This window comes from Streptomyces sp. NPDC046349 (assembly GCF_055587885.1).
In genome coordinates, this window is record NZ_JBVJFK010000006.1 from 195,233 (window position 1) to 209,753 (window position 14,521).

12 protein-coding genes and 1 pseudogene are annotated in these 14,521 nt (G+C 73.2%); 5 read left to right on the plus strand and 8 right to left on the minus strand.

What is annotated here, in order from left to right; genetic code table 11:
* Positions 1 to 21: 21 nt before the first annotated feature.
* The 4 genes from ACZ6JS_RS16205 to ACZ6JS_RS16220 all read right to left on the minus strand — a co-directional run bounded on the left by ACZ6JS_RS16205 (position 22) and on the right by ACZ6JS_RS16220 (position 6,242).
* The gene (locus ACZ6JS_RS16205) at positions 22 to 882 is read right to left on the minus strand and encodes a TIGR03619 family F420-dependent LLM class oxidoreductase (protein WP_469298400.1); all 861 of its coding nucleotides are present in this window, start codon (positions 880 to 882) and stop codon (positions 22 to 24) included.
* 94 nt (positions 883 to 976) lie between these two features.
* The gene (locus ACZ6JS_RS16210; RefSeq protein ID WP_469298779.1) at positions 977 to 2,080 is read right to left on the minus strand and encodes an ADP-ribosylglycohydrolase family protein; all 1,104 of its coding nucleotides are present in this window, start codon (positions 2,078 to 2,080) and stop codon (positions 977 to 979) included.
* A gap of 747 nt (positions 2,081 to 2,827) precedes the next feature.
* Positions 2,828 to 5,419: a bifunctional FO biosynthesis protein CofGH gene (locus tag ACZ6JS_RS16215; protein WP_469298402.1), complete on the minus strand. Its 2,592-nt coding sequence runs from the start codon at positions 5,417 to 5,419 to the stop codon at positions 2,828 to 2,830.
* A 40-nt stretch (positions 5,420 to 5,459) separates the two neighbouring features.
* Positions 5,460 to 6,242: an SDR family oxidoreductase gene (locus ACZ6JS_RS16220; RefSeq protein WP_469298403.1), complete on the minus strand. Its 783-nt coding sequence runs from the start codon at positions 6,240 to 6,242 to the stop codon at positions 5,460 to 5,462.
* A 447-nt stretch (positions 6,243 to 6,689) separates the two neighbouring features.
* On the opposite strand from ACZ6JS_RS16220, the gene ACZ6JS_RS16225 reads away from it, so the two are divergent.
* The 3 genes from ACZ6JS_RS16225 to ACZ6JS_RS16235 all read left to right on the plus strand — a co-directional run bounded on the left by ACZ6JS_RS16225 (position 6,690) and on the right by ACZ6JS_RS16235 (position 9,024).
* The gene (locus ACZ6JS_RS16225; RefSeq protein ID WP_469298405.1) at positions 6,690 to 8,015 is read left to right on the plus strand and encodes a diacylglycerol/lipid kinase family protein; all 1,326 of its coding nucleotides are present in this window, start codon (positions 6,690 to 6,692) and stop codon (positions 8,013 to 8,015) included.
* 131 nt (positions 8,016 to 8,146) lie between these two features.
* Positions 8,147 to 8,398 carry an amphi-Trp domain-containing protein gene (locus ACZ6JS_RS16230; RefSeq protein WP_469298406.1) on the plus strand — a complete coding sequence of 84 codons (252 nt, stop codon included), beginning with the start codon at positions 8,147 to 8,149 and terminating at the stop codon, positions 8,396 to 8,398.
* Between the two features lie 116 nt (positions 8,399 to 8,514).
* A complete protein-coding gene (locus ACZ6JS_RS16235; protein ID WP_469298781.1) occupies positions 8,515 to 9,024 on the plus strand; it encodes a hypothetical protein in 510 nt (169 codons plus the stop codon).
* On the opposite strand, the gene ACZ6JS_RS16240 is transcribed toward ACZ6JS_RS16235, so the two are convergent.
* Positions 9,002 to 10,231 carry an aminotransferase-like domain-containing protein gene (locus ACZ6JS_RS16240; RefSeq protein WP_469298782.1) on the minus strand — a complete coding sequence of 410 codons (1,230 nt, stop codon included), beginning with the start codon at positions 10,229 to 10,231 and terminating at the stop codon, positions 9,002 to 9,004. The two genes, ACZ6JS_RS16235 and ACZ6JS_RS16240, sit on opposite strands and share 23 nt — an antisense overlap.
* A 224-nt stretch (positions 10,232 to 10,455) precedes the next feature.
* On the opposite strand from ACZ6JS_RS16240, the gene ACZ6JS_RS16245 reads away from it, so the two are divergent.
* A complete protein-coding gene (locus ACZ6JS_RS16245) occupies positions 10,456 to 11,313 on the plus strand; it encodes a hypothetical protein (RefSeq protein ID WP_469298408.1) in 858 nt (285 codons plus the stop codon).
* Positions 11,314 to 11,410: 97 nt separating this feature from the next.
* Here ACZ6JS_RS16245 and ACZ6JS_RS16250 read toward each other — a convergent pair whose 3' ends face one another.
* The 3 genes from ACZ6JS_RS16250 to ACZ6JS_RS16260 all read right to left on the minus strand — a co-directional run bounded on the left by ACZ6JS_RS16250 (position 11,411) and on the right by ACZ6JS_RS16260 (position 13,769).
* Complete coding sequence (locus ACZ6JS_RS16250) at positions 11,411 to 11,620, minus strand: DUF397 domain-containing protein (protein ID WP_030845059.1); 210 nt, start codon at positions 11,618 to 11,620, stop codon at positions 11,411 to 11,413.
* A 198-nt stretch (positions 11,621 to 11,818) separates the two neighbouring features.
* Positions 11,819 to 12,703, minus strand: a complete 885-nt coding sequence (locus tag ACZ6JS_RS16255) for a helix-turn-helix domain-containing protein (RefSeq protein ID WP_469298412.1) — start codon at positions 12,701 to 12,703, stop codon at positions 11,819 to 11,821.
* A gap of 331 nt (positions 12,704 to 13,034) precedes the next feature.
* On the minus strand, positions 13,035 to 13,769 hold the full coding sequence (locus ACZ6JS_RS16260; RefSeq protein ID WP_469298414.1) for a GOLPH3/VPS74 family protein: 735 nt from the start codon (positions 13,767 to 13,769) through the stop codon (positions 13,035 to 13,037).
* A 185-nt stretch (positions 13,770 to 13,954) separates the two neighbouring features.
* On the opposite strand from ACZ6JS_RS16260, the pseudogene ACZ6JS_RS16265 reads away from it, so the two are divergent.
* Positions 13,955 to 14,521: pseudogene (locus ACZ6JS_RS16265) on the plus strand (hypothetical protein); the annotation flags it as partial.

Genomic DNA, 14,521 nt, shown 5'->3' on the forward strand with positions numbered 1-14,521 from the left:
GGCACCGGGTGGGCCGAGAGGTCAGAGGTACTGGGCGAAGTCGTCCAGGGCGCGCAGGATCTCCGGCTCGGGGGCCGAGGGAAGCTGGAGCACGACCTCCTCGATGCCGAGGTCGGCGTAGTGGGCGAGCTTGCCCGGGCTGGGGTGTACGGCGTACGGGACCACCCGGAGGGACTTCGGGTCGCGTCCTGCGGTCTCCCAGACCTGCCGCAGCACCGGGAGGGACTCGGTCAGGCCGCCGCCGCCGATCGGGAGCCAGCCGTCGGCGTGATCGGCGATCGCGGCGAACAGCTTCGGGCCCGCCGCGCCGCCGATGAGGGTGCGGGGGCCGTGCAGGGGGGCGCCGGGGCTCAGCTCGCGCGGGGCCTGGGCGGGCTTCGGGTGGGCGCTGCTGGCCCGGACGGAGCAGTACTGGCCGACGTATGCCGTCGGCTCGGGCGCCCACAGGGCGCGCATCAGGGCCATCCGGTCGCGGACCAGATCGCGGCGGGTGCGCCACTCGACGCCGTGGTCGGCTGCCTCCTCGACGTTCCAGCCGTAGCCGATGCCCAGGGTGAAACGGCCGCCGGAAAGGTGGTCGAGGGTCGCGGCCTGCTTCGCGAGGACGATGGGATCGTGCTGGGCGACAAGGGTGATGCCGGTGCCCAGGTGCAGCCGCGCGGTGACGGCCGCGGCCTGGCCGAGGGCGACGAAGGGGTCCAGGGTGCGCCCGTACATGTCCGGGAGTTCGCCACCCATCGGCGCGGGGGTCTCGCGGGCGACCGGGATGTGGGTGTGCTCGGGGAGGTAGAGGCCCGAGAAGCCGCGTTCCTCCAGACTGCGGGCGAGACGGACGGGGGAGACGGTGCGGTCGGTGAGGAAGACGGTCGTGGCGATCCGCATGTGTGCTGGCACCTCCGGCAGCCGGGACGTGGGAACGCCACGGTACGGGCTGCGGACGACGATGTTGAGGGTGCGTCAGGTCGGGGGACCCGCGTCAGCCGCGGGGGTAGCGGGCCAACCAGCCGGGGGACGAGCCGGACGGGCTGTGCAGGGTCGGGCCCTGGGTCATCTCCAGGGCGAAGTCGTCGCACAGTTCCAGGAGCGTGGCGCGGCCTTCGAGCTCCGCGAGCCATGCGGGAGGCAGGGCCGTCTCTCCGTGGAGCGCGCCGAGCAGTGCCCCGCACAGGGCGCCGGAGGCGATGGAGTCGCCGCCGTGGTTGACGGCGAGGCGCAGGCCGTGGGCGACGTCCTCGGCGACCAGGGCGCAGTAGACGGCCACGGCGAGGGCGTCCGAGGCGTCGGGCTCGGCATGGCCGGGGGAGAGGGCTTCGACGGCTTCGGGGCCGGGCGCGCCCCGGGTGACCGCCGAAGTGGCGCGCTGGAGGGCGTCGGTGACGGGCTGGTGGCCGGGGCGGGCGCCCAACAGGCCCAGGGTGCGCTGGACGGCGGCGTCGAGGGAGTCGCCGCGGGTCAGGCCGTGGACGATGACGGCGAGGGCGCCGGCCGAGAGGTGGGCGGTGGGATGGCCGTGGCTCTGGGCGGCGCACTCGACGGTGAGCTGGAGGACGAGGGCGGGTTCCCATCCCACCAGCAGGCCGAAGGGGGCCGAGCGGGCGGCGGCGCCCGCGCCGCGGGCGGCCGGGTTCTTGGGCCGGTCGAGGGGGGCGAGGACGTCGTCCCCGAAGCCGGTCAGGCACGCGCGGTCGGGATGGCGGCGGGCGTAGAGCCACTCCTCCTGCGCGAGCCAGCCGTTGTCCTTGCGGCGCTCGTCGGGGCCCCACTCGTGCTGGGTCGCGGCCCAGCGGCGGTACGCGCGGTGGACGTCGGTCGGCGGGTGCCAGGCGCCGGTGTCCCGGCGTACGTGGGCCCGTATCAGCCCGTCCACGGTGAAGAGGGTGAGCTGGGTGGCTGCGGTGACCCGGCCGCGGCGGCCGTCGGCGACGGCGGGGGCGGTCAGGCCGTCGGGGCCGTGGGCGGAGCGGATGGCGCCCAGGGACAGGCCGGCGAGGGGCGCGCCGAGGGCGTCGCCGAGTGCGGCGCCGAGCAGGGTGCCGCGGATCCGGCCGCGGAAGTCCTGCTGCTCGATCCGCCCCCACAGCCCGGTGACGATCCCCCGCCCGAGCGTCCGTTCCGCGGGGCCGCCCCGCCCTTGGCCTCCGGCCGGGTTGGCGGCTCCGGGGCCTGCTGATCCGCCCGCTTGTCCGTGGCCTTCGGCCGGGGCTGCTCCGGGGGCGGCTGCGTCGGCGTTGTCCGCCGGGGCCGGGGTTCCGCCGGCCGGGCCGGGGACGTGCGGGCCGGCCGCCGGGGTGTCCGGGTGCCCGTGGCCTCCCGTCCGGGCGGGGGCGGCCGCGGGCACGGGGCCCGGCGGGACCGATACCCCGTTGGCCGGGTGCAGCCCCCCGGCCGGGTTGGCCGGGCCGGGCGCGGGTGCCGGGGCAGGGGTGAATCCCGGGGGAAGGGGGTTCGGGAGGGCAGGGGGAGGACCCGAGGGCGAGCGGGGACCACCGGTCGTGCCGTTGTCGTCGTCCCTACCGATCACGTCGTCCACCCCCGGCACCGCGCCCCCCGCTGACCTGTCACCGCCGCGCATGCGAAATCCGCACTGTAGTGGACACGTTCGATCGAAACCGGAAGCGGTACGCCAAGAGGTCTGTAAGTGAGCAGAGATCGGCCGGAATGCGAACAGTTCCGGCCGCGCCTGGCCGATGGCATGTTGTGCCGCACGCCTTCGACTCGGCCGGTTTCACCACACCGCGTTCCTCCGACGTTCCCCAGGAGGACCTCCCGCTCGGCCGCCGGTCGGCGGGGGAGGGGAGCCGTGTCCCGCCGACGCCCTCCGCCCCGTTCAGTCCAGTACGGGCAGCAGCTCCGGCAGATGCCCGTCCGAGGCGCGTGCTGCCCGCTGCCGCTCCTCGGGCACCTCCCCGTACAGCGTCGTACGGGGCTTCGCGGGACGTCCCGCCGCCTCGGCGACCGCCACCAGGTCCCGGACCGACTTGTACGAGCCGTAACTCGACCCGGCCATGCGGGAGATCGTCTCCTCCATCAGCGTCCCGCCGAGGTCGTTCGCCCCCGAGCGGAGCATCTCGGCCGCGCCCTCGGCGCCCAGCTTCACCCAGCTCGTCTGGATGTTGGGGATGTGCGGGTGCAGCAGGATCCTGGCCATCGCCGTCACCGCGCGGTTGTCGCGGACCGTGGGACCGGGCCGGGAAATGCCCGCCAGGTACACGGGCGCGTTGGTGTGGATGAAGGGGAGCGTCACGAACTCCGTGAAACCACCGGTCTCCTGCTGGATCCGGGCCAGGGTGCGGAAGTGCCCGAGCCAGTGCCGGGGCTGGTCCACGTGCCCGTACATCATCGTGGACGAGGAGCGGATTCCCAGCTCGTGCGCGGTGGTGACGACGTCGATCCAGTCCGCCGTCGGCAGCTTGCCCTTCGTCAGGACCCAGCGCACCTCGTCGTCCAGGATCTCCGCCGCCGTCCCCGGGATCGAATCCAGTCCGGCCTCCTTGGCCGCCGTCAGCCAGTCCCGTACGGACAGGCCCGTGCGGGTCGCGCCGTTGACGACCTCCATCGGCGAGAAGGCGTGCACGTGCATGCCCGGCACCCGCTGCTTGACCGCCCGCGCGATGTCGAAGTACGCCGTCCCCGGCAGGTCGGGGTGGATGCCGCCCTGCATGCACACCTCTACCGCGCCGACGTCCCAGGCCTGGGCGGCCCGGTCGGCGACCTGGTCGAGGGAGAGCGTGTAGGCGTCGGCGTCGGTGCGGCGCTGCGCGAAGGCGCAGAAACGGCAGCCGGTGTAGCAGACGTTGGTGAAGTTGATGTTCCGCGTGACGATGTAGGTGACGTCGTCGCCCACCGTCGACCGGCGCAGCTCGTCGGCGATCCGGCACAGGGCGTCGAGGGCCGGCCCGTCCGCGTGCAGCAGCGCGAGCGCCTGCGCGTCGGTCAGCTTCGTCGGGTCGTCGGCGGCCTGCGCGAGGGCGCCGCGTACGTCGGTGTCGATGCGCTCGGCCACCATGCCGGGGGCCGCGGCCTCGCGCAGCGCGTCCCAGTCGCCGTAGACGTGGTCGAAGTCCTCGCGCCGGTCGGCGGTACGGCCCTCCGTGTCGATGGTGGCGTGCAGGTCCGTACGGCCGGTGCCGGCGCCGCCGTACGCGGCGAAGCCCTCGTCGGGCTCCTGCCAGGGGCGGCCCTCGACGACGGCCCGCTCGTCGGCCAGCCCGGTCTCCGCGTCGGCCAGCGCCCGTACGTGCGGCAGCAGTCGCGGGTCCAGCCAGGGTTCGCCGCGCCGCAGGAACTCCGGGTAGACGGTGAGGCGTTCGCGCAGCTCGAAGCCGGCGGCCGCGGTCCGCGCGGCCAGCTCCTCGATGTGCGGCCAGGGGCGTTCGGGGTTGACGTGGTCGGGGGTCAGCGGGGACACGCCGCCCCAGTCGTCGATGCCCGCGCCGATGAGCAGGGCGTATTCGGCGTCCACCAGGTTCGGCGGGGCCTGGATGCGGGCGTTCGGGCCCAGGATGTGGCGGGCGACGGCGATCGCGGCGGCCAGCTCCTCCAGCTCCGCGTCCGGCATGCCGCGCATGGCGGTGTCCGGCTTGGCGCGGAAGTTCTGGACGATGACCTCCTGGATGCCGTGGTAGCTGCGCTGGATGCGGCGCAGCTCGAAGAAGGCCTCGGCCCGCTCCTCACAGGTCTCGCCGATGCCGATCAGGACGCCGGTGGTGAAGGGGACGTTGGAGCGTCCCGCGTCCTCCAGCACGCGCAGCCGTACGGCCGGCTCCTTGTCGGGGGAGCCGTGGTGGGGGCCGCCGGGCTCGGACCACAGGCGGGTGGCGGTGGTTTCCAGCATCATGCCCATGGACGGGGCGACGGGCTTGAGGCGCTGCAGCTCGGACCACGACATGACGCCGGGGTTGAGGTGCGGCAGCAGCCCCGTCTCCTCCAGGACCCGGATCGCCATGGCGCGGACGTAGGCGAGGGTGTCGTCGTAGCCGTGCGCGTCGAGCCACTCGCGGGCCTCGGGCCAGCGGTCCTCGGGGCGGTCGCCGAGGGTGAAGAGGGCCTCCTTGCAGCCCATCGCCGCACCCCGGCGGGCGATGTCGAGGACCTCGTCGGGGGAGAGGTACATCCCGTGGCCGCTCCTGCGGAGCTTGCCGGGGACCGTGACGAAGGTGCAGTAGTGGCATTTGTCGCGGCAGAGGCGGGTGAGGGGGATGAAGACCTTGCGCGAGTACGTGATGACGCCGGGCCGCCCGGCGGCGGCGAGCCCGGAGTCCCTGACGCGAGCGGCGGACGCGGCGAGGTCCCGCAGGGCCTCGCCGCGCGCCCGGAGGAGCACGGCCGCCTCGGCCGCGTCGAGCGCGACGCCGTCTCGGGCCCGTCGCAGCGCGCGGCGCATCGCGTTTTCGGTCGGAGCCTCACTCGGAGTGGTCATGGGGCGAGCATACGATCCGACGTCCCGGCCGTGGAGTGGGTCATCTCATCAGCTCACCGGCGTTGACCAGCAGTGATTGGCCGGTAATCGACCGGGCGCGGTCGGAGGCGAGGAAGACGGCGGCGTCGGCGACGTCGCCGTCGGTGGCGAGGTCGGGCAGCGCCATGCGCTCGGTGAGGCGGGCGAGCACCTCGGCCTCGGGGACGTTCTCGGTGTGGGCGGTGAAGGTGACGAAGGCCTGGACGGGCGGGCCCCACATCCAGCCGGGCAGCACGGTGTTGACGCGTATCCGGTGCGGCCCGAACTCGCGGGCCATGGAGTACATGGCGGAGGTCAGCGCCCCCTTGGAGGCGGCGTACGCGGCCTGCTGCACCTCGTTTGGCGCGGCGACGGCGGACTGCGTCCCGATGATGACCACGGACCCGCCCCGCTCCTTGAGGGCGGGCAGGCAGGCGCGGGTCATGCGCAGGGTGCCCAACAGGTTGACGTCGATGATCTGCTGCCAGGTGCCGAAGTCGGCGTCCTCCAGCCCGCCGAAGTACGAGTCCCAGGCGGCCACGTGCACAACGGCGTCGACGCCCCCGAACCGCTCCACGGCGAGGGCGGCGAGGGCCTCGCACTGCGCCTCGTCGCCGATGTCGGTCGGCCGGTGGGCGGTGTGGGCGCCACCGGGGTCGATCTCGGCGGCGGACTTGGCGAGATTGGCCTCGGTCCGCGCCCCGAGCACGGCGTTCCCGCCGTCCCGCACGACGGCGGCGGCGACCTGGTGCCCGAGCCCGGCCCCGACGCCGGAGACGATGACGGTCTTCCCTCGCAACAGCACGGCGTACCTCCAGGCGGGCCCAGTCATATCTGACGACCCGTCAGGCTAGGGGTTCGCCGCCCCCCTGGGAAGGCCCGCGCACCGCCCGCGGACCCCGCCCCGCCCCCGGGCCGTCGATCCCTCCGAGCGCCTGCGCCGCGACGGATCCACGGCGGAAAGCCGTCCGCGCGTCCGGGGTGATCCGTGCGGTGCCGACACGCGTCGCGGTGCATCGGCGCCGCACAGCCGGGCCGTCACTCGTGGGTGACCTGCACGGGGCCACGGCGTCTGACCGGGTGCACCGAGTTCATGTGCCGGCGACCACCCCGTGCGGTGGTCGCAGGACCAAGGTGCGGGGGCGGGGGTGTCCGCGTCGACGGTCGGGGGTGTTGGGGGGATGATCGGATGGGAACGCATCCGGCGGGGACGATCCGCCGCGCCGGGACCCGGTCGGAGGACGTGAGGACCATGTCGCTCTCGCACCCCGTCGGCGCGCCCCCGCGCGCCCGGCTGCTCGCCCTGCTGGCGCTGGTGTGCGCGCTGGGCGCGGTGGTGGTGCTGGTCGCGGCCGGCGAGGGCGGCGGGCTGATCGTCCTCACGGTCGGGTTGGCCGGCGCGGCGCTCACCGCCGTGGGCACGTGGTGGGTGGTCGCCCACCGCGGGCCGGTCCGGCTGGCCGGGGCCGTGCTGACCGTGGCCGCGCCGGTGGCCATCCTCGTCATCTACGCCCGGGCCGACCTGTGGCCTACGGCGCTGGCCGCCATCGTGCTGTGGGCGGCCGCCGTGGCGTGCGCGCGGACGGCGCTGCGCGCGGCCCGGCCACCTGCCGGCATGCGGGCGGCCGCGGCCGCCCGCCCCCGGCACCCCGTGCTGATCATGAACCCGAAGTCCGGCGGCGGGAAGGTCGGCCGCTTCGGCCTCGTCGAGAAGGCCGAGGCGCTCGGCGCCCGCGTGGTGCTGCTGGACACCGAGGTCGTCACGGACGTCGCCGCCATCGCCCGACGGGCGGTCGCCGAGGGGGCGGACCTGCTCGGGGTGGCCGGCGGCGACGGCACTCAGGCCCGGGTGGCCGAGGTGGCGGCCGAGCACGGCCTGCCCTTCCTGGTGGTCTCCGCAGGGACCCGGAACCACTTCGCCATGGACCTCGGCCTGGACCGCGAGGATCCGGCCCGGTGCCTGGACGCGCTCGCGGACGGGGAGGAGCTCAGGATCGACCTGGGCTTCGTGGGCGGCCGCGCCTTCGTGAACACGGCCTCGTTCGGCGTCTACGCGGAGGTCGTGCAGCGCCCCGAGTACCGGGACGCCAAAGCGGACTCGGCGCTGAACGCACTGCCCGACCTGCTGCTGGGGTACTCCGGCGGCTCCCTCGAAGCGGCGACGGACGGGATGCGTCTGGAGGCCCAGCAGGCGCTGCTGATCAGCAACAACCCCTACTCCTCGCCCGAACCGATGTCGGTGGGCGCCCGCCGGGCCCGCCTCGACCTCGGCGTGCTGGGCGTCGTCGGCATCCGGGTGAACAACGCCGCCCAGGCGGCGGACGTCGCCCTGCGGGGCGCGCGGGCTCCGGGCCTGCACGTCCTGACCTCGCGACAGGTCGTCATCGGATCGGAGGCCGCACGCATCCCGGTCGCCGTGGACGGGGAGGCCCTGACCCTGCCCACGCCCGTCACCTGCTCCATCCGCCCGGGCGCCCTGCGCGTACGGGTGCCGAGGGACCGCCCCGGCGCCCCGGTGGCCGGTCCGCCCATGGAATGGCGCGACGTCCTCGCGCTGGCCCTCAACCGGCTGCGGTGACGGCGAGGCGGGCGGCCCCGGGATGCCCGGCCTCCGGTGCGGCGCCACAATGAGCTTTACCCGGTGCGCCCCGGTATGTCCCGCACGCCGATGCCCCGGTGCCCCGCTGGTCGTGCGGATAGGAGACCGCCGTGAAGGACCTCAAGTTCGAGCAGAAGAGTTCTCTTTCACGCCTCGAGGCCGCCGATCAGCTCGCCGCGCTCGCGGAGGCGCTGCGGCACGGCGGCAACGCCGAACTGGAACTCGGCCCCGGGACGATGAGCCTGCGGGTCCCCGAGGAACTCAGCACCGAGATCGAGGTCGAGGTCGGCGACGGGGAGATCGAGATGGAGATCGAGCTCAAGTGGCCCACCGCCCCCTCGCGGTCCGGGGCAGCGTCATAGTGGCCGCGGGCGGCGGCCCGGAGCGGGGCCGGGATCCCGGACCGGAGCCCGGCCCGGGGGTACGCCCCGAGCCGGTCCCGCGGGGCCGCCGCCCGGCGCCCCGCCCGGAGTCCGCTCTGCGGGAGGCTTCGTACGAGGCGTCCCAGGAGCCTTCCGCAGAGGTCCGCGGGGACTACGCGGGGGCGGTCTACGGATCGCTGCTCGCCGCCTCCGTCGTCGTCGGCGCCGGGACGCTCGGCTCGTTCCCCAGGCTGCAGCTCATCATCCTGCTGCTGGGCACCGCGGTCGTCTTCTGGGCGGCCCACGTCTTCGCCCGCCATTTCGGGGCCCGCCTGGCGGGCCGGCTCAGCTGGAGCGTGATCCGGCGCACCGCACGGGAGGAGCGCCCGATCATCGAGGCGGCGGTCCCGCCTGCGCTCGCCGTGGCCATCAGCCCGCTCTTCGACCTGGGGCCGCAGGGCATCGTCTGGCTGGCCCTCCTGGTCGCCCTGGCCGGTCAGGTCGGCTGGGCGACCGTGGCCGCCCAGCGCGCCGGCGCCTCGCGCCGCCTGATGGCCGTCGCGGCGGTGGTCAACCTCTTCCTCGGGCTGCTCATCGTGCTGCTCAAGGTCTGGCTCCAGCACTGAGGCCCGGAAGCGTCGCGCCGTACTCCGCCAGGGCCGCCCCGAGGCGGCCCACCCCCTCGGTGATCTCCCGCGGGGTGTGCGTCGTGAAGGACAGGCGCAGCGTGCGCGGGTCCGGGGTGCCCGTGTGGAAGGGGGCCCCGGGGACGAAGGCCACGCTGTGCGCCACAGCCGACCTCAGCAGGGCCGTCGCGTCGTGGTCCTCCGGGAGCCGGGCCCACACGAACATGCCCCCCTCGGGCAGGTTCCACTCGCAGTCCCCCGAAAGGGTCCGGCTGAGGGCGCTCTGCAGCGCGTCACGCCGCTCCCGGTACGCGGCGCGCACGGTACTTATGTGCGCGTCCAGGTCCACCGTCGCGAGGTAGTGCGCCGCGGCCAGCTGGTCCACCGTCGAGGTGTGCAGGTCCGCCGCCTGCTTCGCGACCACCGCGGCCCGCAGGAGCGCCACCGGCGCACGGAGCCAGCCCAGGCGCAGCCCGGGAGCCATGATCTTCGAGAAGCTGCCGAGCAGGGCCGTACGGTCCTCCGCGCCCGGGTGGGCGGCGAGCCACGGCACGTCCCGGCCCTCGTAGCGCAGGTCACCGTACGGGTCGTCCTCCACCAGCCACAGGCCGAGCCGGGCCGCGATCTCGGCGACCGCCGCACGGCGGGCGGCCGGCAGGGTGCGGCCCGTCGGGTTCTGGAAGGTGGGGATCGTGTAGAGCAGCTTCGGCCGTTCCCGTGCGACGAGATCCGCGAGCGCGTCCGGCATGATGCCCTCCTCGTCACAGGGCACGGGCACCACCCGCGCCCCTGCCAGCCCGAAGCACTGGAGCGCGGCGAGGTAGGTGGGGTTCTCGACCAGCACCACGTCGCCCGGCTCGATCAGCGCCGTGGTGATGAGGGTCAGGGCCTGCTGGGAGCCGGAGGTGACGAGCACGTCGGCCGCGCCGGTCGGCAGCCCGCGCGCCGTGGCCCGCGCCGCGACGGCCGCGCGGAGCTCCGGCGCACCCTCGGTGGTCGAGTACTGGAGCGCGCGGCGCGCCGACAGCGCGAAGGCGGTGTCGTACGCGGCCCGCAGGCCCTCGGTGTCGAAGAGTTCGGGCGCGGGGAGACCGCCGGCGAAGGAGACGATCCCGGGCCGCTGCGTGAGCGCGAGGATCTCGCGTACGGGGGAGCCCTCGACCGAGGTGGCACGGGCGGCGAACGCGGGCGGAGCGACGGCGGCGATCGTGGCGGCAGGGGCGGCGGCCGTGGCGGCAGCAGTGGCGGCAGCAGTGGCGGTGGCGACAGCGGGCACGGGAGCTCCTCGGGGAGACGGGTGCGAGCCCGCATCGTAACGAGAGAAACATGTAGACGGCATGGATGTATCGAGGGGTGGACGCCCGGCCGTTCGGACGCCCCGACTCCGCCCATCCCCTCCCCATCTGACGCAGCATCAGTTAAACCGTTGCCATGACGACAGGAGAGCAGGACCCGCAGCAGGAAACCCGCGCCGACGACTACGCCGCGCTGGCGGCGGTCGGTCCCTACGGCGTCCGCCCCGGCCACGCGCTGATCACCATGGTGGAGCCGCACCCGGGCCACGAGTACGCGTACAACCGCTGGTACGAGGACGACCACTACTACGCCGGAGCCATGGCCATGCCGTGGATGTACGCGGGCCGCCGCTGGGTGGCCACCCGTGAGCTCCAGGAGCTGCGCTACCCGGAGAAGTCGGCCGTCGCCCAGCCGGTCACCGCCGGCTGCTACATATCGACGTACTGGGTCACCGCGGGACGCTACGACGAGCACATGAAGTGGACCGTCGGCATCAACAAGCGGCTGAACCGCGACGGCCGCGTCTACCGGGACCGGACCCACGTCTTCACGGCCTTCCAGGACCACGCGGCCACCGTCTACCGCGACGGCGCCGCCGGTCCGCGGGACTACCACGCGCTCGACCACCCCTACGCGGGGCTGGTGGTGCAGGTGGTCGACGCCGACGGCCCACAGCAGCGGGCCGAGTTGCTGGAGTGGCTGCGCTCGCGCGCCCTCCCCGGGCGGCTGCACGGATCCCCGTCGGCGATGGTGACCGTCTTCCGGCCGACACCGCTGCCCGGTGACCGGATGACGTACGTCAAGCAGGTGGAGGGGGTCGACACCCGCCTCACGCTGCTGTGGTTCCTGGAGGAGGACCCCCGTACCTGCTGGGACCGCTTCCAGGGGCTGGACGCGGAGGTCGCGGAGGCGGGCCTGGGCCGGGTGGAACTCGTGGCCCCGTTCATCCCGACGGTGCCGGGGACGGACCGGTACGTCGACCGGTTGCGCTGACCCGGGCATGGCCGAGCCCCCTCGGCCAAGACGGCGGGTCGGTCGAGAGGGCTCAAAACGTCAGTGCCGTCCGGACGGGCGGAACGCGTCGTGATCTTCAGGCGAGGCGTCCCAGCCGGCCTTCGGTGACGTCGGTGACGAAGGAGGTCCACGAGCCGGGCGCGAAGGTGAGGGACGGGCCGTCCTGCACCTTCGAGTCACGCACGGCGATCGCCTCCATGACGGGGGACTTGACCTCGACGCAGGCGCCGTTGGCGGAGTAGGAGGACTTGACCCAGTTGTCGGTGGCGCCCTGGCGAATAGCCATGTTTCTCTCCGGTGAGCGAGTAGTTCCGGTGTCTTGTCGGCCATTTCCGGCTGACCTGATCGACGCTACCCGCAGCTCCTGATGGGTGAAGGAGGCATTCACCCGACCGAGTGGCATATTCCATTCAAGCCTTCTGTGGCCGGGGATCGACGGTGTACGGTGCCGACCCCTCGCCCACCCGTCCCCTGCGTCACAGGACTATTCACCCTTTTCGATATATTCGTTGATAATCTGCGAGATGAACTCCCTTGTCTTGTCCACTCCCAGGGCCTGAGCGCGCAGGTGCTCGTACATCACGCTGTACTTCTGGACGTCGTTGGCCTTCTCCAGGTACAGGTCGCTGGTGACGCCCTCGATGTAGACGACCGTCGAGTCGGACGCGTCCGGAAACTCCAGGATCGCGTACTGGCCGTTCACGCCGGGGTGCGCGCCCAGCTCGAAGGGCATCACCTGCACCGTGACGTGCGGCTGCTCCGACTGCTCTATCAAGTACTCGAGCTGCCGGATCATCAACCGGGCGTCGCCCACGTGCCGGCGCAGCGCCGCCTCGTCGATCACCGCCCACAGGCGCAGCGGACCGATCTCCGGGTTGTTGTTCTCCGTCTCGGAGAGACGTTTCTGGCGGTGCATCCGGACCTGGACGCGCTTGTCCACATCGGCCGGGGCGGTCTCCGGCCACGCGCCGCGAACGAGGGCCTGCGCGTATTCCGTGGTCTGGAGCAGGCCCGGGATCACCAGGGGCTCGTACGTGCGCAGGCTGGCGGCGTCGGTCTCCAGGCCGATGTACACGCTGTACGGGATGTCGCCGAAGGCGTGCCACCAGCCCTGCTGGCGGGAGTCCTTCGCCATCTGCATGAGGGAGTCGATGAGTCGGCGGTCCTCGACCTCGTACACGTCGCACAGGTCGCGGACGTCGCGCTGGCTGATGGAACGGCGGCCGTTCTCCAGTCGGCTGATCTTCGACTGGGAGACGAGGAGGCGTTCGGCGACCTGTTCGGCCGTCATGCCCTTGTCCTCGCGGAGCTTGCGCAGCTCCATTCCCAGTCGGCGGCGTCGGACGGTGGGATTGACATTGGACGCCACGTGAACGGCACCTCCGCCTTCTTCTGTCGTGCAGTGTCTCTCTGCGTGTCTGATGTTCAGCAGACTGCCACCGAAGCGGGCGGCGCCGCTGGGGAACGGCAGGGAAAACACAGACGCGCGGGGTGGCGGAGCCGGCGGACCGGCCCCGCCACCCCGCGCGCTGGCGGCTCCCGGAACGGATCCTCGTGGATGCCGGTACCGGCGGTGGCGTTGCTCTGCGGTGGTTCGGTGGTGCGATGGTGCGGCTGTGCGGCTGTGCGGCTGTGCGGCGATGCGGTGGTGGGGCGGTGCCCCGGGGTCCGGGAACCGTCCTGGCCTCACCGGGGGTGGATCAGTGCGCGGCCACGCGTGCCATCGCTCCCGTGCGACGCGGCTGCATCGGGACGCCGCCCGCCGAGGGCCGGGCCTGCGGTGCCGGCGCGCGGTCCCGGCGTGGCTGGGCGGCCACACCGTTCTGGACGTCCATCACGGCGTGCGCCACGAGTCCGCCCATCGGGTCGTGCCTGATCAGGTCCCGCAGCCGGGACCTGGACGAGCGACCCTCGTTGCCGGGGTACAGGTGCTTGCCGAGTCCGACCGCGTGGGCCAGAGCGGCGAGCGCCGCGGTCCGCGGGTCCGGCGGTACGCCGGTGCGGATCGCACTGTCGAGCCGGGCTCGGATCTCCCGGCTGATCTCCGTGTCCGTCGCCTGGTAGCGAGTCGTCGGCAACACTCCGCACATCTGTCCCGCGACGGCGTGGACCATGCCGCAGCGTTCGAGGTGCGCGAGGTAAATCTGACGAAGCCCCAGCCGGGGTCCGCCGATCCAGTGGACGGCCCGTACCGGGCTGCCGCGCCTGCGCAGCAGTTCCAGTGCGGAGTCCAGTGTCGGATCTCCTGTCGGCCGTGGCATCACCACGGCGATACGATCCCCATCAGGGGCTATCCGTCCTGCCAGAGCCAGCTCCACTAGCTGTGCCCCGGCCAGGCCGAGGTCGAGCGACTGCGGCTGCGCCGTGGTACCCGTGGCCGGGTCCAAGGCGAGCAGCAGAAGCTCCTCCGGAATTGTTCTGCGGCTCCTGCCCATCCATGCCTCCCCGCGTGGATGAGTGACAGGGTGACGCCTCTCACATTCATCTGTCGAGAGCGCGTGGCCGCTTTGTGGGGGAACCCGCAGCTATGTCGTTCTCGTCTGGCACGGGGGCGATGCTCCCTAGACGGGACACTGTTAGACATTCGGACAGCCGAACGTGGCGGCGATGAGGAGGAGCGGTGGCGGGCGAGTCCCCCGACAAGTCGGTAGATGAAGGAACGCCGGGGGCGGCGGAGTCGTCCGCGGAGCACGACCCGAGGCTGTCGGTGTTCCGGCCGAGGGAATCCGAGGACGGTGCCGTCGCCCGTGAGGGCGACAGCGGTGCCGGGGCCGAGGCCGCCGAGGCGGGCGGTCGGGATGCGCTGCGCGAGGCCGTGGCGGCCTGGGTCGCCACGACGACGGAGGAGCCGGGCACTGCCGAGGCCGACGGGCCCGCGCCGGCGAAGGCTTCCGCTTCCGACTCCGCTTCCGACTCCGTTTCGGACTCCGTTTCGGACTCCGTTTCGGACTCCGTTTCGGACTCCGTTTCGGACTCCGCTCCGGATCCGGCTACGGCCGGGGATGCGGAGCCCGAGCGGGCGGACAGTGAGCGTACGGCCGTGTTCCGGGCGGTGAAGCCGGGTTCCGCCGGTGCGGGCAAGTCGTCGGCGGAGGCCGAGGAGCGCCCGGCCGCGTCCGGTTCTGTGGCCGGTGGGTCGAAGCCGTCGGCTGCGGCCGCCGAGGCCGCCTCCGGTGGGTCGGCGTCC